The following is a 19,433-nucleotide window of genomic DNA, read 5'->3' on the forward strand; positions in this document are numbered from 1 at the left end:
GCAGGGCAACCCGGCTTGCGATCACCTGAATCGATTGAACATCCGGTGGGATGTACTAGCATTGGCAGAGATGGTGAAAGCCGCATGATCCTGGCAACGTCACGAGAGGCAGCATGACGCGCGCGATGACAACCGAAGCTCCTCTGCCCACGCTCAAAAACCCGGATCCCAAGACGCTCGCCGAGGAAGTCTTGCAAGCCCTCAAATACAGGGTCGGCAAGGGCACCAACGTTGCAACCCAGTACGATTGGCTCACCGCCTCGATCAAGGTTGTACGCGACCGCATAGTCGATCACTGGATGCAGGCGACCCAAGAGGCCTACGCCCAGCAGGAAAAGCGCGTCTACTACCTGTCACTGGAATTCCTCATCGGCCGCCTGATGCGCGATGCCTTCTCCAATCTCGGCCTGATGGACAATATGCGCGAGGCGCTGTCGTCGCTTGGCGTCGACCTCGACATCATTGCAACGCTCGAACCGGACGCTGCCCTTGGCAATGGCGGTCTTGGCCGACTCGCCGCCTGCTTCATGGAAAGCATGGCGACCGTCAATATCCCCGCGCATGGCTACGGCATCCGCTACGCCAACGGCATGTTTCGGCAGGAGATCCATGACGGCTGGCAGGTGGAGCTGCCCGAGACGTGGCTCGATCACGGCAATCCCTGGGAGTTCGAGCGCCGCGAACGCTCCTTCGAGGTCGGCTTCGGCGGCTCGGTGGAATCGATCACCTCGAAGGACGGCAGGCTCGAGCGGCACGTCTGGAAGCCGACCGAACATGTTCTGGCCGTTGCCTACGATACGCCGGTGGTTGGCTGGCGGGCCAACCGCGTCAACACGCTGCGTCTGTGGTCCGGCATGCCGGTCGACCCGATCCTGCTCGACAAGTTCAATGCCGGCGATCACATCGGTGCGCTCGCCGAAAGCAACAAGGCCGATGCGTTGTCGCGCGTCCTTTACCCGGCCGATTCCCACAAGGCCGGCCAGGAGTTGCGGCTCAGGCAGGAGTATTTCTTCTCCACCGCCTCGCTGCAGGACATCGTCCAGCGTCATCTCAGCCAGTATGGCGACCTGCAATCGCTGCCCGACAAGGCGGCGATCCATCTTAACGACACCCATCCGGCCATCGCCGTCCCCGAGTTGATGCGCCTATTGATGGATGTCCACGGCATGGATTTCGACCAGGCCTGGAGCATCACCAAGCGCACTTTCGGCTACACCAACCACACGCTCCTTCCCGAAGCGCTGGAAAGCTGGCCCGTGCCGCTGTTCGAGCGGCTGTTGCCGCGCCACATGCAGATCGTCTACGCCATCAACGCCGAGGTGCTGCTCGAGGCGCGCGCCTCCGACCAGTTCTCGGACGAGCAGATCAGCCGCATCTCGCTGATCCAGGAAAATGGCGATCGCCGCGTGCGTATGGGCAATCTGGCCTTTGTCGGCTCGCACTCGATCAACGGCGTCTCGGCACTGCATACGGAATTGATGAAGGAGACGGTGTTTGCCGACCTCCACAGGCTCTACCCGGATCGCATCAACAACAAGACCAACGGGATCACACCGCGGCGCTGGCTGATACAGTGCAATCCCGGCCTCACTGCACTCACCCGAGAGGCGATTGGCGACGGCTTCCTCGACGACATCGACGAGATAAAGCGGCTTGATCCTTTCGCTGAGGACGCAGCCTTCCGCGACAAGTTCGCCGCCGTCAAACGGGCGAACAAGATGAGGCTTGCCAAGCTCGTTGCCGACCGGCTCGGCATCAAGGTCGACCCATCGGCGCTGTTCGACATCCAGGTCAAGCGCATCCACGAATACAAGCGCCAACTCTTGAACATTCTCGAAGCGGTCGCGCTTTACGACCAGATCCGCTCGCATCCGGAGCGCGACTGGATGCCTCGCGTCAAATTCTTCGGCGGCAAGGCGGCGCCCAGCTATCACAACGCCAAGCTGATCATCAAACTTGCCAATGACGTCGCCCGGGTCATCAACCGCGACCCGGCGGTGCGCGGCTTGCTGAAAGTGGTATTCGTGCCGAACTACAATGTCAGCCTGGCCGAGATCATGATGCCGGCCGCCGATCTTTCGGAGCAGATATCGACCGCCGGCATGGAAGCGTCCGGCACCGGCAACATGAAGTTCGCGCTGAACGGCGCGCTGACCATCGGCACGCTCGACGGCGCCAATGTCGAGATCAAGGAATGCGTGGGCGACGATAATATCTTCATCTTCGGCCTGACCACCGATGAGGTCGCCGAGCGGCGCAACAATGGTTACGATCCGCGCGCTGTGATCGAGGGATCGCCTGAATTGGCGCAGGCGCTGGCCGCGGTTTCATCCGGAGTCTTTTCACCTGACGATCCGGACCGTTATCGCGACCTGATCAACGGTCTTTACCAGAGCGACTGGTTCATGGTCGCCGCGGATTTCGATGCCTACGCCGCCACCCAGCGCGACGTCGATGCCGTCTGGCGCAACAGCCCGGACTGGTACGCCAGAGCCATCCGCAATGTCGCGCGCGTCGGCTGGTTCTCGTCCGACCGCACGATCCGCCAATATGCGAAAGACATCTGGCACGTGCCCGCCTGATGTGATTGCATGAGACTACGAACAATGTGGCCCTAGTGGAGTGATTTGACCCTCGCATCCCTTGGAGGGTAAGGCGGCATGGCGAATGTCGAATTCAAAACTCCACTAGAAACATACACTTGGTGCCCGGGGAGGGTCACTGCCTGATGAGCAAGCCGCGCGCGACCGTTGCGACAAACGGGCCGGACGGACTGGCGCCAGCCGGCGATGTCGCGGCGATTGTCGCCGGCACCCACGGCGATCCGTTTGCCGTGCTTGGCGTGCATGAGGCGGGAAAGGGCTTTGTCGCCCGCTGCTTCGTCCCTTATGCCGAGTTCGTCACCGCCTATACGCTGACCGGCAAGAAGGCCGGCGAGCTGTCGAGACGCGACGACAGCGGTTTCTTCCAAGGCAAACTGTCGCTGCGCAAACGCCAGCCGCTGCGCTATCACGCCAGGAATTCCGGCGGTGACTGGTGGCTGACCGATCCATATTCCTTCGGTCCCGTGCTCGGCCCGCTGGACGATTATTACATCGCCGAAGGGTCGCATCTCAGGCTGTTCGACAAGCTCGGCGCCCATCTCATCGACCATGAAGGTGCATCGGGTGTGCATTTTGCGGTGTGGGCGCCCAATGCAAGGCGCGTCTCGGTGGTCGGCGACTTCAACGAGTGGGATGGCCGCAGGCATACCATGCGCGTCCGCCGCGATACCGGCATCTGGGAGCTGTTCATTCCCGACATTGGCGCTGGCCGCCCGTATAAGTATGAAATCATCGGGCCGGATGGCGTGAGATTGCCGCTCAAAGCCGATCCGTTCGCCTTCAAGTCCGAACTGCGCCCGGCCACCGCCTCGGTGACGGCGCTGCCGCCGGCGCACGAATGGGGCGACGAGGCGCACCGGAACTACTGGCGCAATGCCGACCACAGGCGCGAAGCCGTATCGATCTACGAGGTCCATGCCGGGTCATGGCGGCTTCACGACGACGGCAGCTTCTTGTCGTGGGACGAGCTCGCCGACAGGCTGATCCCTTACGTGGTCGAGACCGGTTTTACCCACATCGAATTCATGCCGATCTCCGAACACCCTTATGACCCGTCCTGGGGCTACCAGACGACGGGTCTTTATGCGCCGACTGCCCGCTTTGGCGATCCGGACGGTTTTGCCCGCTTCGTCGACGGCGCCCACCGCGCCGGGATCGGCGTCATCCTCGACTGGGTGCCGGCGCATTTCCCGGTTGACGAACACGGTCTGGCAAAGTTCGACGGTACCGCGCTCTACGAACATGCCGATCCGCGCAAGGGCTTCCATCCCGACTGGAACACAGCGATCTACAATTTCGGCCGCCGCGAAGTGATTTCGTTCCTGGTCAACAATGCGCTGTTCTGGGCCGAGAAATATCACGTCGACGGACTGCGCGTCGATGCGGTCGCCTCGATGCTTTATCTCGATTATTCGCGCAAGGCCGGTGAATGGATTCCCAACGAGAAGGGCGGCCGGGAGAACCTCGAAGCGGTCAGCTTCCTGCAGCGTATGAACAAGGAGGTCTACGGCCACCATCCAGGTGTGATGACCATCGCCGAGGAATCGACCTCGTGGCCGAAAGTCTCGCAGCCGGTGCATGAAGGCGGACTGGGCTTCGGTTTCAAATGGAACATGGGCTTCATGCATGACACTTTGGAGTATTTCTCCAAGGAGCCGATCTTCCGCAAGCATCACCACAACGACATCACCTTCGGCCTGGTCTACGCTTTCAGCGAGAATTTCGTGCTGCCGCTGTCCCATGATGAGGTGGTGCACGGCAAGGGCACGCTGCTCAACAAGATGGCCGGCGACGACTGGCAGAAATTCGCGACGCTGCGCGCCTATTACGCCTTCATGTGGGGTTATCCCGGCAAGAAGCTGTTGTTCATGGGCCAAGAGTTCGCACAGCGCCGCGAGTGGAGCGAGGCGCGCGCGCTCGACTGGAACCTGCTCGATTTCCGGCTCCACCGCGGCGTCTGGCAGACGGTGCGCGATCTCAACTATCTCTACCGCTCGCGCCCCGCGCTGCATGCCCGCGACTGCGAGCCGGAGGGCTTTTCCTGGCTGATCGTCGACGACAGCGCGAACTCGGTATTTGCCTGGCTGCGCAGCGCGCCGGGCGGCAACCCGGTCGCCGTCATTTCCAACTTCACGCCGGTGCCGCGCGACAATTACCGCGTGCCGTTGCCGCACGCCGGAAAATGGCGCGAGATCATCAACACCGATGCCACGGATTATGGCGGTTCCGGCAAGGGCAATAGCGGCGTCGTCGAGGCTCGGGCGGAAGGAGGAGGCATTTCGGCGACGATGCTTTTGCCGCCGCTGTCGACGATCATGCTCGAATTCGTCCCGGACTGAGCTATGTCTGGAGCATCTAACCTGGGAGGATAGGAATGGCTGAAATAAAACGAACACAGCCGCTGGCACGCGACGCCATGGCTTATGTGCTGGCAGGCGGCCGTGGCAGCCGGCTCAAGGAACTGACCGACCGCCGCGCCAAGCCGGCGGTCTATTTTGGCGGCAAGACCCGCATCATCGATTTCGCGCTCTCCAATGCGCTCAATTCCGGTATCCGCCGCCTCGGCGTCGCCACCCAGTACAAGGCGCATTCGCTGATCCGCCATCTGCAGCGCGGCTGGAACTTCCTGCGGCCCGAGCGCAACGAGAGTTTCGACATCCTGCCTGCCAGCCAGCGTGTATCGGAAACGCAATGGTATGAGGGCACGGCCGACGCCGTTTACCAGAACATCGACATCATCGAGGCCTACGGGCCGGAATACATGGTCATCCTAGCCGGCGACCACATCTACAAGATGGACTACGAAATGATGCTGCGCCAGCATGTCGAGGCCGGCGCCGACGTCACCGTCGGCTGCCTCGAAGTGCCACGCATGGAAGCCACCGGCTTCGGCGTCATGCATGTCGATCCCAAGGACACCATCATCTCCTTCATCGAAAAGCCCGCCGATCCGCCGGGCATTCCCGACAAACCGGATTTCGCGCTGGCCTCGATGGGCATCTATGTGTTCAAGACCAAATTCCTGATGGAGCAATTGCGTCGCGATGCGGCGGAGCCCGGCTCGAGCCGCGACTTCGGCAAGGACATCATCCCCTACATCGTCGAGCACGGAAAGGCGATCGCCCATCGTTTTGCCAAATCCTGCGTGCGCTCGACCGCCGAGAACGAGGCCTATTGGCGCGACGTCGGCACGGTCGACGCCTATTGGGAGGCCAATATCGACCTGACCGACATCACGCCGGAACTCGACCTTTACGACCGCGATTGGCCGATCTGGACCTATGCCGAGTTGAAGCCGCCGGCAAAATTCGTGCATGACGAGGATGGCCGCCGCGGGTCGGCCGTGTCGTCTCTCGTGTCGGGCGATTGCATCGTTTCGGGCGCTTCGCTGAAGCGAAGCCTGATCTTCACCGGCGCGCGCATCAATTCCTATTCGACGCTGGAGGAGGTCGTCATGCTGCCGGACGTCCATGTCGGCCGCAACGCCAGGCTGAAGCGCGTGGTCATCGATCACGGCGTCAGGATCCCGGAGGGTCTGGTGGTCGGCGAGGATCCCGTCCTCGACGCCAAGCGTTTCCGCGTTTCGGAAAAAGGCATCTGCCTCGTCACGCAGGACATGATCAACAGGCTGGGATCGTAGTGCATGCAGGTTCTGTCGGTGGCGCCCGAGATCTTTCCGCTGGTCAAGACGGGCGGGCTCGCCGACGTGACCGGCGCCTTGCCCGTGGCATTGGCCGGCAAGGGCGTCACCATGCGCACGCTCGTCCCCGGCTATCCTCAGGTGATGGGCGCCTTCAGGAAAAAGAAGCCGGTTCAGCAATATCCATTGCTGCAGGGCGGCAAGGCTTCGGTGTATGCCGCCCAGATCGCCGGGCTCGACCTGTTCGTGCTTGACGCGCCGCATCTTTTCGACCGTCCCGGCGGCCCATACGGCAACGCGACAGGCGCCGACTGGCCGGACAATTGGCGGCGGTTCGCGGCCTTGAGCCAGGTAGGCGGTGATATTGCCGGCGGCGCGATCTCGGGCTACCTGCCCGATATCGTCCATGCCCATGACTGGCAGTCGGCAATGACGCTTGCCTACATGCGCTACGGCAAGGCGGTCGGCACGCCGTCGATGATCACCGTGCACAACCTAGCCTTCCAAGGCCAGTTCGGCGCCGGCATCTTTGGCGAGCTTGGCCTGCCGGCGGCGGCGATGGCGCTCGACGGCGTCGAATATTACGGCGGCGTCGGCTTCCTCAAGGCCGGCCTGCAGGCGGCGTGGGCGATCACCACGGTCAGCCCGACCTATGCGCAGGAAATCCGCTTGCCCGAATTCGGCATGGGCCTCGACGGCCTGATCAACATGCGCTCCGTCGATCTCCATGGCATCGTCAACGGCATCGATACCGAGATCTGGAACCCGGAAACCGACAAGCATCTGGTCTCCAACTACACCGCAAAGACGCTCAAGGCGCGAATGCCCAACAAGGCCGCGGTCGAGGACCGTTTCAGCCTCGATCGCGATGACAGTCCGATCGTCTGCGTCGTCAGCCGGCTGACCTGGCAAAAGGGCATGGACATACTGGCTGCGGCCATCGACGGCATCGTCGCGGCAGGTGCACGGCTGGCGATCCTCGGCTCCGGCGACGCTGGGCTGGAAGGCGCGTTGCTTGCCGCCGCAGCCCGCCATCGCGGCCGCATCGGCGTCGTCGTCGGCTATGACGAGGGACTCTCCCACACCATGCAGGGCGGCTGCGACGCAATCATTATCCCATCGCGCTTCGAACCTTGCGGGCTGACACAGCTTTACGGCCTGCGCTATGGCTGCGTGCCGGTCGTCGCGCGCACCGGCGGCCTTGCCGACACGATCATCGATGCCAACGAAGCCGCCATCTCTGCCGGCGTGGCGACCGGTTTCCAGTTTGCGCCCGCCAATGCCGGCGCCTTGCTGCACGCCGTCCGCCGCCTTGTCGAGGCGCATGCCAATCCCGCAGTGTGGACGTCGATGCAGCGGCAAGGCATGAAGGCCGACGTTTCGTGGGACAAAAGCGCCGAAAAATATGTCCAACTCTATCGCTTGCTGCTTTCGAAAAGGGCTGCCTGACTGATGATCCGCACCGTCGCCACCAAACCCTATCCCGACCAGAAGCCCGGCACGTCCGGGCTGCGTAAAAAGGTCCCGGTGTTCCAGCAGGAGCACTATGCCGAGAACTTCATCCAGTCGATCTTCGACGCGCTGGACGGGTTCGAGGGCAAAACCCTGGTGATCGGCGGCGACGGCCGCTTCTATAACCGCGAGGTCATCCAGAAGGCCATCGCCATGGCCGCGGCAAACGGCTTCGGCAAGGTGATGGTCGGGCAGGGCGGCATCTTGTCGACGCCGGCCGCTTCGCATGTCATCCGCAAATACGAGACCTTTGGCGGCATCATCCTGTCGGCCAGCCACAATCCGGGTGGCCCGCATGAGGATTTCGGCATCAAGTACAATGCCGGCAATGGCGGCCCGGCGCCGGAAAAGCTGACCGACGCGATCTTCGAAAAAACCAAGGCGATTTCAAGCTTCAAGATCGCCGATATCGGGCAGGTCGACATCGACACGATCGGCACGGTCAAGACGGGGGACATGACCGTCGAAATCATCGATCCTGTCGCCGACTATGCCGAACTGATGGAAAGCCTGTTCGATTTCGACGCATTGCGGGCGCTGTTCAGGTCGGGCTTCCGCATGCGCTTCGACGCCATGCATGCGGTGACCGGCCCCTACGCCAAGGAGATCCTCGAAAACCGGCTCGGCGCGCCCAACGGCACCGCCCGCAATTTCATTCCGCTGCCGGATTTCGGCGGCCATCATCCCGATCCCAATCTGGTGCACGCAAAACACCTCTACGACGAGATGATGGGGCCGGATGCGCCAGACTTTGGCGCCGCCTCGGATGGCGATGGCGACCGCAACCTGATTATCGGCAAGGGAATTTTCATCACCCCGTCGGATTCGGTGGCGATGCTCGCCGCCAACGCCCATCTGGCGCCGGGCTACAAGGCGGGGCTGAAAGGCATCGCCCGCTCGATGCCGACCAGCGGTGCTGCCGACCGGGTCGCCGAAAAGCTCGGCATCGGCATCTACGAGACGCCGACCGGCTGGAAATTTTTCGGCAATCTGCTCGATGCCGGCATGGCAACGATCTGTGGCGAGGAGAGTGCGGGGACCGGCTCCAACCATGTCCGCGAAAAGGACGGCCTGTGGGCTGTGCTTTTATGGCTCAACATCCTTGCCGTTCGCGGCGAAAGCGCCAAGCAGATTGTCACCCAGCATTGGACGGCCTATGGCCGTAACTATTATTCGCGCCACGACTACGAGGAGGTCGAGACCGATCGTGCCAACGCGCTTGTCGGCGAGTTGCGCGCCAAGCTCGGCTCGCTGCCTGGCACCCGCGTGCGCGGCATGACGATCGCCAGCGCTGATGATTTCGCCTATCACGATCCGGTCGACGGCTCGGTCAGCAAGAACCAGGGCATCAGGGTGTTGTTCGAAGGCGGCTCACGCGTCGTCTTCCGCCTGTCCGGCACCGGCACCTCGGGCGCGACGCTGCGGCTTTATGTCGAGCGCTACGAGCCGGACAAGAACCGCCACGATCTCGACACCCAGGAGGCGCTTGCCGATCTGATCGCGGCGGCCGACGACATTGCCGGGATTCGCAGCCATACCGGCCGCGCCAAGCCGAGCGTCATCACCTGATGTCGTCGGGACTATCCGCCGGCTATCGTCCGCGATTTGGCGGGCTTGCCGGGGAGGGCGGTATCCGCTTCGCCGCATGGTCCTCGTCGGCTCGGCGCATCTGGGTTTCGATTTTCGACGAACACGGCAACCGCGAAGTCGACCGGCTGGAACTCCAGTCGGAAGACGAGGGCGTCCATGCACTTTTTGTTGCCGGTCTCGCCGCCGGGACCCGATACGGGTTCCGCGCCGATGGCGACTACGCGCCGGAACACGGTCTCTGGTTCGATCCCGACAAGCTGCTGGCCGATCCCTATGCCGTCGAGATCGACAGGCCCTATGCCTATGACGGCCGGCTCGCCGCGCGCCGAGGCGAGGGGGCCGACACTGCGCCGCTGATGCCGAAAGCCATCGCCGGCGCCTTGCCGGAACCCTTGCCCGCCTTGCCGCCGCTGTTTCGGCCCGGCGGCCTTATCTACGAAGTGCCGGTACGCGCCTTCACAAAGCTGCATCCCGACATTCCCGAGAAGCAACGCGGCACCACTGCAGCGCTCGCTCACCCCCTCGTTGTCGAGCATCTGCAAAAACTCGGCGTGGCAGCCATTGAGTTGATGCCGGTGACTGCATCGATCGACGAACGGCATTTACCGCCGCTCGGTCTGCGCAACGCCTGGGGTTATAATCCCGTGACCTTCATGGCGCTCGATCCGCGACTGGCGCCCGGCGGTCTGGCCGAGTTGCGCGGAACGGTCGCCGCGCTGCGCGAGGCCGGCATCGGCACCATTCTCGACCTGGTGTTCAACCACACCGGCGAAAGCGACCGGCTCGGCCCGACATTGTCGCTGCGCGGGCTCGACAGCCGCGCCTATTATCGGCACGAGCCGGACGGCGCTCTGGTCAATGACACCGGAACCGGCAATACGCTCGCCTGCGAGCATCCGGTCGTCCGGGAAATGGTCCTCCACACGCTTCGCCACTTTGTCCAGCGCGCCGGTGTCGACGGATTCCGCTTCGACCTGGCGCCGATCCTCGGCCGCGTCGACGGCGTTTTCGACGCCGATGCGCCGCTGCTGAACGCCATTCGCAACGACCCTGTTCTTGGCGACCGGGTGCTGATCGCCGAGCCTTGGGATATCGGACCGGATGGCTATCAGCTCGGCAATTTTCCGCCGCCCTTCCTCGAATGGAACGACAAATACCGCGACGATATCCGCCGCTTCTGGCGCGGCGACGGCGGCATGATCGGTGCCCTGGCGACGCGGCTTGCCGGTTCGTCCGACGTCTTTGCCAAAGCAGGCCAGACAACGAGCCGCAGCATCAACTTCATCGCCGCGCATGACGGCATGACGCTGGCCGATATCGTCGCTTATGGGCACAAGCACAACGAGGCCAATGGCGAACTGAACCGCGATGGTCACGACGACAACCTGTCCTGGAACGATGGCGTCGAGGGCGAGACCAGCGACCAGTCAATCGTTACGGCCCGTTTCGATGACCAGCGCGCGCTGCTGGCGACGCTCTTTGCCTCGCGCGGCACGATCATGCTGACGGCCGGCGACGAGTTCGGCCGCACGCAGCGCGGCAACAACAACGCCTACGCGCAGGACAATGACATCACCTGGCTCGACTGGGCCGGGCGCGACCTGGCGCTCGAGCATCATACGGCTCTGCTCGCCAGGATGCGTCGCGCCGTGCCGGCGCTCTTGGACACAGCATTCCTGACCGGAGAACAGCCTGCGGGTTCGGAAATCCCAGACGTAGCCTGGCTGACGGAAACCGGCGTGCCGTTCGAAGAGGCAGCCTGGGACGATGCCAGGCGGCACCGGCTGGTCATGGTTCTCGGTAGCGGTGAGAACAGTCGCCTTGCGGTGGTCATCAATGGCGACCGCCGGGCCTGCATGTTCACGCTGCCGGAACGGGCGGGTTTTCATTGGCGCCCAGCTATCGAACCGGATAGTAGCGATATCTCGCGGCCGGTGCCTGGGCGAACAGTCCTGTTCATGATCGAAAGCAGGACAGCGTGTGCGGGCGCAGGGGAGAGCCATGATGGCTGACAATGCCGAATGGTGGCGCGGCTGCGTCATCTACCAGATCTACCCGCGCTCCTTCCAGGACACGACAGGCGACGGCAGCGGCGATCTCAGCGGCATCACCTCGAGGCTGGCCCATGTCGCATCGCTCGGTGCCGACGCCGTTTGGCTGTCGCCTTTTTTCAAGTCGCCAATGGCCGATATGGGTTACGACGTTTCGGATTACTGCGCCGTCGATCCGATGTTCGGCACATTAGAGGATTTCGACGCACTGATTGCGGAGGCGCACCGGCTCGGCCTGAAGGTGATCATCGATCAGGTCTTGTCGCATTCGTCGGATCGGCACGAATGGTTCGTCGAAAGCCGCACGAGCCACGACAACCCCAAGGCCGACTGGTACGTCTGGGCCGATGCGAAGCCCGACGGCACCGCCCCCAACAACTGGCTGTCGCTTTTCGGCGGCCCGGCCTGGGAATGGGACGCAACGCGCAGGCAATATTACCTGCACAATTTCCTCGCCTCGCAGCCGGACCTGAATTTCCACAACCCAAAGGTGCAGGACGCCTTGCTGGAAACGGTGCGGTTCTGGCTCGAGCGCGGCGTCGACGGTTTCCGGCTGGATACGGTCAACTATTACGTCCACGACCGCTGGCTGCGCAGCAACCCGCCTTTGGCGGAAAGCGTCGCCGGCACCAATACGGCAACCAGCCCCTATCTCTATCAGGAGCATCTGTTCGACAAGAGCCAGCCGGAAAACCTTGCCTTCCTCAGGCGCTTCCGGGCCTTGCTTGACGAATATGAAGGCCGCGCCGCTGTCGGCGAGATTGGCGACGAAACGCGTTCCTTGCAGACACTCGCCGCCTATACCGGCGGTGGCGACAAGCTCCAAATGTCCTACACGTTCGACCTGCTCGGCCCGCAATTCTCGGCGTCGCATGTGCGTGGCTGTGTCGAGGCCTTCGAGAGTAAGGTATTCGACGGCTGGGTTTGCTGGGCGTTCTCCAACCACGATGTCGTGCGCCATGTCAGTCGATGGAAAAGGCCGGGCGGCGATCCGGACAGGGTGGCGAAATTCTCGATCGTGCTGCTTTCCTGCCTGCGCGGATCGATCTGCCTCTACCAGGGCGAAGAACTCGGGCTGGAGGAGGCCGAACTGGCGTTCGAGGATTTGCGCGATCCTTTCGGCATCCGCTTCTGGCCGGGGATCAAGGGGCGGGACGGGTGCCGAACGCCGATGGTCTGGGAGGCTGGCGCCGACGATGCCGGCTTTTCGACGGGCAAGCCGTGGCTTCCGGTCCCGGCAAGCCATCGCGCCCAGGCGGTCGACGTCCAGGACGGCGAGCAAACCTCCGTCCTGGCGAGCTACCGTGCGATGCTGGCCTTGCGCAAGCAGCATCCGGCGCTGGTTCGAGGCTCGATCCGGTTCCTCGATGCCGAAGGCGACGTCCTTGCTTTCATTCGCGAAGGCGGTGACGAAAAGCTGCTCTGTGTCTTCAATTTCGCCGACGAGCCGGCCGGCTGGCAATTGCCACCGGATCTGGAAGCGATAGAGCCGATAGACCTTGGCGGTGCTGCCGGCGTCTTGCAGGAAAGAACGCTGTCGCTGCCGCCGCTGGGCTGCTTCCTCGGCCGGATCGGCTGAGCTCTATTTCATTATCTCATTGAACGAGCACGGAGCGCCCGCAAGTCGCGCCGACAACCCGCACATCGGCCTCGCCGACATGCACGCCGACAGCTGCAAGCACGTTATAGACCAGTTCGTCGACCGGCGCCGTCACGCCGTTCAGAACCGTTACCACCGCCGGCTTAACCGTTCCGAGCAGGGCCGTCACGTCCAGCCCGAGGCCCAGTGCATTGACCGAGAGCGAGAGGCCGCTGACCAGCGATGTCGTGAGTGATTGCGTCAGGTTTTTTGTGGTGACAGTTTTAATCGTCTTGTTGGCGATATCGGTGCTGTCGAACGTCAATGTGGTCGGATCGTTGTTGGTGATGGCAAGTGATGAAGAACCCTTCACATCGAGCAGATTGAGGGTAAGCAGCAGAAGCTTCACGCTCACCTGGGCAATCGTGGCATCGGAGAACGATTGCGGATTGCTGAAATCGGCGAAGGCCGATGGGTTGTTGTCGGCGTCGCTGGTGGCAAGGTGCAGCGAGGCCACGCCAGGCTGCGCGGCGATCGAAACCTTGATGCTATCCGGCCGGCCCGTCGGGCAGCTGATGTCGGTTAGCTTGGCTTCCGCATAGGCGACTTCGACATGCAGAGGCAGGTTGACGGACAGCAGGCTGATGCCGCCGCCGAGATTGGAATTGCCGATGCCCACTGTGGTGACCAGCTTGATGCGCGTCTGCGCGGTGCGCACCACGGTGCCTTTTTCCCCGACGGCCAGCCAGGGTGAGTATTGCATCGGTTCACCGATGGCGATGGCGAGCGTGGTGGAGGTAAGTCCCGGAATAGTGGCGCCGAGATCGACCTGGACCTGGTTTGAGCCATTGGCCAGCGAGGCGGCGGCACCCAGCATGCCCATCGCGCTTGCGTCGACGGAAAAGCCGGGAGACTTTTGTCCGAGGCCGAGCCTGCCGATCGAGCCAAGATCGATAAGATGACTGAGGGGTATCTTGACCGTGTTGGTGGCCCTCGACGCGATCGTCTGCAGCACAAGTTTGCTGGCGCTGCCCGACCCGGACGCATTGGCCATGGCGGTCGCGATCTGGCCTACCGTCGCTTTTGACGCCAGCACGTCGGAATAGCTGACACCTGTCAGTTGCAACTGTACGGCAAGGGCATCGACGAACGAAAGCACGTTTACATCGGCCGAGATCAGCGCGTTGTAGTCCATGACGCTGAGCGAAATGTTGGCGCCCAGCAACTTGCTGAGAAGCGCGTTGAGGATGCCGCCATTGACGCTGAGGAGCCTGGACCCGACCGAGAACATCGCTTGCGGGGTCACGCTGGCAATGGCTTCGGTGCCGACAACCGGAGTAGGGATGAGCGAACTGGCAAAATACCGGGCGGGGATTTTTTGCAGGGTGACGCGAACGGCGTTGTAAGGCGTTTTACCGGCTTCGAAGCGCTTGTCGACGCCAACGGAGGACGCCGCTGAGTATCGGCCGCCGGTGACCGACACGACGGTTTTGCCAACCGTGGGAACGATTGTCTGACCTGCCTTTTGAACAATGATGCCGGGCATTCGGTTGTCACTGAGCGTGGTTACCGCCGCGGCTTCCATATTGTTGATGTTCGACGCCGCGGTGATCGCCGCCAGATCGGTCATCGCCTGGGCTTCCCTGCGCTCCGTGTAGATCGAACCTTCGTCGACAGCGAAGGCAGCCAGCCCCAGCGCGAATGGCGCTGTCAGCGCCGTCATGACGGCAAAGTTCGCCTTCTTGTCGCCAACCATCGAGCGAGCGATCCGCCCGATGCTCCTCAGCAAGAACTGCGACATTTCAAATGCCTCCAATCCTGATGGTAGATCTGCGCGACATCGTGGTTTGCGGCATCGCAAGGCTTGGTAATAGGTTCCAGATCGGCAGGTTGCTGGCATCGTACTGGATCGACACGACGAACTGATTTCCGTCGGCCGTGCTGTCCGTCGCCTGATAGGTCAGCTTGCCGGAATCGACGAACGGGTATCCACTGGCATTGTTTTTGACGAAACTCGCCACCAGCGCCTGGCGCTCGGTTTGATTCAATCCGGCAATTGCGGTGCGGGCGGCATCGGCGGCGATTTGCTGCAAGGAGTTGCTTGCACCAAAATAGATACCATACGCAACCATTCCGAGCAAAAGAAGGATAAAGATTGGGGAAAGCAGGGCGAACTCGACCGCGGAAGTTCCGGACTCTTCTCCAATTTTGCGTAGATTCGTCCGTATGTGGCGCAATATTTTACGCTTCAATGCGACAGTATTACTGTCTATCTTGTTCATTGCCCTTGCCCGTTGGAACCCAAGGTCGATGTGCCGATTCCATCGAAATTTGTAACCCTTGGTTGCCTAAGAACCAATTAATACATTCCGGTAAACTGAAATGATCGGCCAGATTATTTCCCAGATCGGCGTTCTGGCCAGGAAACCCAGTCAAACTCATGGTTTCGACCATTGATTGGCCGCCCGCAAAACGACTGCCCCGGCCCCCTTACTTTGGGTGACCCCGAGAGTCTGTTGAAATAAAAAATCTCCACGTTACTGTTTGGCCACCAGCTGCCGGAGAGGGAACCGGCTGCGCGCTCGAAAGGAACCAACCAATCGGTTTCGGGGCGTCAACACTTAGAGACGTGGCCGAAGGGCGACGTCATTAGGGAGAACTCCATGTTGAAACATGTGCTGAAGGCGACGGTACTCGCCACGACCATGGTCTTGGCCGCCGGTACGTTCTACACGCCGGCTTTCGCCGAGACCGTCTACAACCGCGGAGCCGCCGCCGAAGCGGAGACGCTCGATCCGCACAAGACCTCGACGGTCTACGAAGCCGATATCATACGCGACCTGTTCCAGGGCCTCGTGATGCATGACCAGAAGACGAATCTCATTCCGGGCGCCGCTGAAAGCTGGACGGTGTCCGACGACGGCACTGTCTACACCTTCAAGCTGCGCAAGGACGGCCTCTGGTCGGATGGCAGCCCGGTGACGGCGGACGACTTCGTTTATTCGTTCCGTCGGCTGGAAGATCCGGCCACCGCTGCGGAATACGCTTCCATGCTCTATCCAGTGAAGGGTGCCGAGGAAGTCAACACCAAGAAGGGCAAGCCGGAGGATATGGGCGTCAAGGCGATTGACGCAAATACCCTCGAAGTCACGCTCAAGGCGCCAACGCCTTACTTCCTGGAGATGCTGACCCATCAGGCGACCTATCCAGTTAACAAGGCGTCTATCGAAAAGCTTGGCGCCGACTGGATCAAGGCAGGCAAGCTGGTCTCGAACGGGGCCTTTACAGCGGCAGAGTGGATTCCCAACGACCATCTGAAGCTGGTCAAGAATCCGAAATTCTGGGACGCCGCCAGCGTCAAGTTGGACGTGGTCAACTACATCCCGACCGAGGATCGCTCGTCGGCGATGAAGCGCTTCGAGGCCGGCGAATTCGACAGTTACGGTGACCTGCCGACCGAACAGCTCGCCGATCTCAAGACCAAATTCGGCGACCAGGTCCGTGTCGGGCCATATCTCGGCATCTACTATTACGCGATCAAGACCGACAAGGCGCCTTGGGACAACGTCGAACTGCGCAACGCTATCTCGATGGCGATCGATCGCGACTTCCTCGCTGAAAAAGTCTGGCAGAATTCGATGCTGCCCGGCTATTCGATGGTCCCTCCGGGTATCCAGGGCTACACGCCGGCACTGGCCAAATACGCCGACATGCCGCAGATCGACCGCGAGGACGCTGCCAAGAAGATCCTCGAGAAACTCGGCTATACACCCGAGCATCCGTTGAAGATGCAGATCCGCTACAACACCTCTGAAAACCACAAGAACACCGCTGTCGCCATCCAGGAACAGTTGAAGCCGCTTGGCGTCGAGGTCACGCTGCTCAACACCGACACCAAGACCCACTACTCCTTCCTCGAGCAGAAGGGCGACTACGATGTGGCGCGTGCCGCCTGGATCGCCGATTACAAGGACCCGGAAACCTTCCTCGGCATATCTCGCAAGGCCAGCGGCAACAATTATTCGAGCTATAACAGCCCGAAATTCGAGGCGGCCATGGACAAGGCCGCCGCCGCCGGCGGCAAGCCCGAACAGCGCATGAAGGAGCTCGCCGAGGCCGAGCGCATCCTCGTCGACGACGTCGGCGAGATCCCGCTTCTCTACTACAGCTACCACGACATCGTTTCCTCGAAGCTGCACGGCTTCGACGACAATGTGATGGACATCCATCCGTCCCGCTTCATCAGCAAGGACTGATCCCTTAGCCAGGCCGCCGCGCGACTCAATGCGCGGCGGCGCCGGTTTGCCATCGCATCGGCCCGGGAACCGGACTCGATTTTCGACAATGTCGGTGCGAAAATTTGAAGGCTAGAGCGCAATCGTCCAGCCGGACGCGCGCTGCTCTGGATCAAGCGGGGCATCGATGCTGCGATTCGTTTTCCGGCGGCTCCTGACCGCCATCCCGACGCTGTTCGTCATCGTGACTATAGCGTTCTTCCTGATACGCGTCGCGCCGGGCGGCCCGTTCAACCAGGAGCGGGGCCTGAGCCCCGAGATCAGGGCCAATCTCGAAGCCCAGTTCGGGCTCAACGACCCGCTCTGGCTGCAGTACCTCCATTATTTAGGCAATCTTCTGCGCGGCAATTTCGGCCCCAGCTACAACATGCCGGATTTCACCGTCGGCGAGTTGTTCAGGGAAGGCCTGCCGATCTCGATCCAACTTGGCGCTTCGGCGCTCGTTCTGGCGCTGCTCCTCGGCAGCGTGCTCGGCACTGTTGCCGCGCTCAACCAGAACAAGCTTGCCGACTATTCGGTGATCGCGCTGGCGACCGCCGGCAGCACCATACCAACCTTCGTCATCGCCCCGATAATCCAGCTTGTATTCGGATTGACCTGGAAGCTGCTGCCGATCGGCGGCTGGGGCGATGGAGCCCTCATCAACAAGGTCGGCCCGGTACTGACGCTCGCTCTGCCGCAGATCGCCATCGTTGCCCGCCTGATGCGCGGCTCGATGATCGAATCGCTGCACTCGCATCACATCCGCACCGCGCGCGCTCTCGGCCTGTCCGACTGGTCGGTCGTCGTCAAGCATGCGCTGCGCGGCGCCATCCTGCCGATCGTCTCCTTCACCGGTCCGGCAGCCGCAGCCCTTCTCACCGGCTCGGTCATCGTCGAGACCATCTTCTCTATCCCGGGCATCGGCCGCCATTTTGTCGTTGCTGCACTCAACCGCGACTACACGCTGGTGATGGGGACGGTGGTGGTCATCGCGCTCTTCACCATTGTCTTCAACCTGATCGTCGACGTCCTCTATGGGGTCGTCGATCCGAGGGTGCGCTATGACTGATATCGCAGTTGCCGCACCGGTCGTCGGCCGGTCCCTGTGGGGTGACGCCTGGGCGCGCCTCAAGGCCAATCGCGCGGCCATGTTCAGCCTCTATTATCTTGCCTTCATCGCCGTCATCAGCGTGTTTGGGCCCTCTTTCGTGCCGCACCAATACACCACCATCTATGCCGACTATGTCCGTACGCCGCCGAGCTTCTCCGCCTATCCGAAGGCCGACATGATCGAAGGCGCTCTCGATGAGGCGATCAGGCGTATGCGCGTCGACATCAAGGAGTGGCGGCAGGAGGGCAGCCGTGTGTTCGTTACCGTCAAATCGTCCAAGCCGATCGACGACCGCAACATTCGCTACCTTGATCGTTCCGATACCTTTGATGACACAAAGATCGAGAGCAAATCGCCGGACGGTCTCGAAATGGTGATGAGTGCCTCAATCAAGCAGCAATATTTCCTGTTCGGCACCGACAATACCGGCCGCGATCTCCTGTCCAGAACGCTGATGGCCGGGCGCATATCGCTGGCCATCGGCCTGCTTGCCGGCATTGTGGCCGTGGTCATCGGCGTGCTCTACGGCGCCACCGCCGGTCTTGCCGGCGGCAGGGTCGACGAGGTGATGATGCGTGTCGTCGACGTGCTTTATTCTTTGCCGTTCATCTTCTTCGTCATCATGCTGGTGGTGTTTTTCGGCAGGAACTTCGTGCTGATGTTCCTGGCGGTCGGCGCGGTGCTGTGGCTCGACATGGCGCGCATCGTGCGCGGACAAGCGCTGTCGATCCGCCGGCAGGAATATGTCCAGGCGGCGGAGGCGATGGGCGTCGGCCAGCGCGGCATTCTGCTGCGCCATGTGATCCCCAATTTGCTCGGGCCGGTGGTGATCTACATGACGCTGCTGGTGCCGCAGGTCATTATCCTGGAGAGTTTTTTGTCGTTCCTCGGGCTCGGCGTCCAGGAGCCGATGACCAGCTGGGGCGTGCTGATCTCGGTTGGCGCCCAGAACATCGGCTCGGCCAACTGGCTGCTTCTGTTCCCGGCCTTCTTTCTCGTCTCCACGCTGTTCGCGCTGAATTTCGTCGGAGATGGGCTGCGCGACGCGCTCGACCCGAAGGATCGTTGAG

Annotated in this window: 12 protein-coding genes; 10 read left to right on the forward strand and 2 right to left on the reverse strand. The window is 61.8% G+C overall.

Going from position 1 to position 19,433, the window contains the following annotated elements; all coding sequences use genetic code 11:
- Positions 1–113: 113 nt before the first annotated feature.
- From NKH30_RS02780 to bglA, 7 genes are all read left to right on the forward strand, one after another.
- The gene (locus NKH30_RS02780; protein WP_352927046.1) at positions 114–2,582 is read left to right on the forward strand and encodes a glycogen/starch/alpha-glucan phosphorylase; all 2,469 of its coding nucleotides are present in this window, start codon (positions 114–116) and stop codon (positions 2,580–2,582) included.
- Positions 2,583–2,728: 146 nt separating this feature from the next.
- Positions 2,729–4,942: a 1,4-alpha-glucan branching protein GlgB gene (glgB, locus tag NKH30_RS02785; protein WP_352994122.1), complete on the forward strand. Its 2,214-nt coding sequence runs from the start codon at positions 2,729–2,731 to the stop codon at positions 4,940–4,942.
- A gap of 35 nt (positions 4,943–4,977) precedes the next feature.
- Positions 4,978–6,243 (forward strand): glucose-1-phosphate adenylyltransferase, encoded by a 1,266-nt coding sequence (gene glgC, locus NKH30_RS02790; RefSeq protein WP_352490794.1) that lies wholly within the window; start codon positions 4,978–4,980, stop codon positions 6,241–6,243.
- 3 nt (positions 6,244–6,246) lie between these two features.
- A complete protein-coding gene (gene glgA / locus NKH30_RS02795; RefSeq protein ID WP_352770557.1) occupies positions 6,247–7,692 on the forward strand; it encodes a glycogen synthase GlgA in 1,446 nt (481 codons plus the stop codon).
- A gap of 3 nt (positions 7,693–7,695) precedes the next feature.
- Positions 7,696–9,324, forward strand: a complete 1,629-nt coding sequence (locus NKH30_RS02800; protein WP_352470957.1) for an alpha-D-glucose phosphate-specific phosphoglucomutase — start codon at positions 7,696–7,698, stop codon at positions 9,322–9,324.
- Positions 9,324–11,357 (forward strand): glycogen debranching protein GlgX, encoded by a 2,034-nt coding sequence (glgX, locus tag NKH30_RS02805; RefSeq protein ID WP_352994125.1) that lies wholly within the window; start codon positions 9,324–9,326, stop codon positions 11,355–11,357. The genes NKH30_RS02800 and glgX overlap by 1 nt, the downstream gene beginning before the upstream one ends.
- The gene (gene bglA / locus NKH30_RS02810; protein WP_352683818.1) at positions 11,347–12,975 is read left to right on the forward strand and encodes a beta-galactosidase BglA; all 1,629 of its coding nucleotides are present in this window, start codon (positions 11,347–11,349) and stop codon (positions 12,973–12,975) included. Before glgX ends, bglA begins: the two co-directional genes overlap by 11 nt.
- Before the next feature lie 16 nt (positions 12,976–12,991).
- On the opposite strand, the gene NKH30_RS02815 is transcribed toward bglA, so the two are convergent.
- Positions 12,992–14,731, reverse strand: a complete 1,740-nt coding sequence (locus NKH30_RS02815; protein WP_352614960.1) for a pilus assembly protein TadG-related protein — start codon at positions 14,729–14,731, stop codon at positions 12,992–12,994.
- Between the two features lie 46 nt (positions 14,732–14,777).
- Positions 14,778–15,257, reverse strand: a complete 480-nt coding sequence (locus NKH30_RS02820) for a TadE family protein (RefSeq protein WP_084641571.1) — start codon at positions 15,255–15,257, stop codon at positions 14,778–14,780.
- A gap of 381 nt (positions 15,258–15,638) precedes the next feature.
- On the opposite strand from NKH30_RS02820, the gene NKH30_RS02825 reads away from it, so the two are divergent.
- The 3 genes from NKH30_RS02825 (at position 15,639) to NKH30_RS02835 (ending at position 19,432) form a co-directional block, all read left to right on the forward strand.
- Complete coding sequence (locus tag NKH30_RS02825; protein ID WP_352614906.1) at positions 15,639–17,231, forward strand: peptide ABC transporter substrate-binding protein; 1,593 nt, start codon at positions 15,639–15,641, stop codon at positions 17,229–17,231.
- A 166-nt stretch (positions 17,232–17,397) separates the two neighbouring features.
- Positions 17,398–18,321: an ABC transporter permease subunit gene (locus NKH30_RS02830; protein ID WP_352470962.1), complete on the forward strand. Its 924-nt coding sequence runs from the start codon at positions 17,398–17,400 to the stop codon at positions 18,319–18,321.
- On the forward strand, positions 18,314–19,432 hold the full coding sequence (locus tag NKH30_RS02835; RefSeq protein ID WP_352614908.1) for an ABC transporter permease: 1,119 nt from the start codon (positions 18,314–18,316) through the stop codon (positions 19,430–19,432). Before NKH30_RS02830 ends, NKH30_RS02835 begins: the two co-directional genes overlap by 8 nt.
- Position 19,433 lies beyond the last annotated feature (1 nt).

Origin of the sequence: Mesorhizobium sp. M1273, from assembly GCF_040318195.1 — a bacterium.
Taxonomy (GTDB): domain Bacteria; phylum Pseudomonadota; class Alphaproteobacteria; order Rhizobiales; family Rhizobiaceae; genus Mesorhizobium.

Excerpts from the sequence above, each read along its gene's own strand:
- glgB (WP_352994122.1), top strand. The coding sequence starts at position 2,729 with ATGAGCAAGCCGCGCGCGACCGTTGCGACAAACGGGCCGGACGGACTG.
- glgC (WP_352490794.1), top strand. The coding sequence starts at position 4,978 with ATGGCTGAAATAAAACGAACACAGCCGCTGGCACGCGACGCCATGGCT.
- NKH30_RS02820 (WP_084641571.1), bottom strand. The coding sequence starts at position 15,257 with ATGAACAAGATAGACAGTAATACTGTCGCATTGAAGCGTAAAATATTG.
- NKH30_RS02815 (WP_352614960.1), bottom strand. The coding sequence starts at position 14,731 with ATGGTTGGCGACAAGAAGGCGAACTTTGCCGTCATGACGGCGCTGACA.
- NKH30_RS02830 (WP_352470962.1), top strand. The coding sequence starts at position 17,398 with ATGCTGCGATTCGTTTTCCGGCGGCTCCTGACCGCCATCCCGACGCTG.
- NKH30_RS02825 (WP_352614906.1), top strand. The coding sequence starts at position 15,639 with ATGTTGAAACATGTGCTGAAGGCGACGGTACTCGCCACGACCATGGTC.
- glgA (WP_352770557.1), top strand. The coding sequence starts at position 6,247 with ATGCAGGTTCTGTCGGTGGCGCCCGAGATCTTTCCGCTGGTCAAGACG.
- glgX (WP_352994125.1), top strand. The coding sequence starts at position 9,324 with ATGTCGTCGGGACTATCCGCCGGCTATCGTCCGCGATTTGGCGGGCTT.
- NKH30_RS02835 (WP_352614908.1), top strand. The coding sequence starts at position 18,314 with ATGACTGATATCGCAGTTGCCGCACCGGTCGTCGGCCGGTCCCTGTGG.
- bglA (WP_352683818.1), top strand. The coding sequence starts at position 11,347 with ATGATGGCTGACAATGCCGAATGGTGGCGCGGCTGCGTCATCTACCAG.
- NKH30_RS02780 (WP_352927046.1), top strand. The coding sequence starts at position 114 with ATGACGCGCGCGATGACAACCGAAGCTCCTCTGCCCACGCTCAAAAAC.
- NKH30_RS02800 (WP_352470957.1), top strand. The coding sequence starts at position 7,696 with ATGATCCGCACCGTCGCCACCAAACCCTATCCCGACCAGAAGCCCGGC.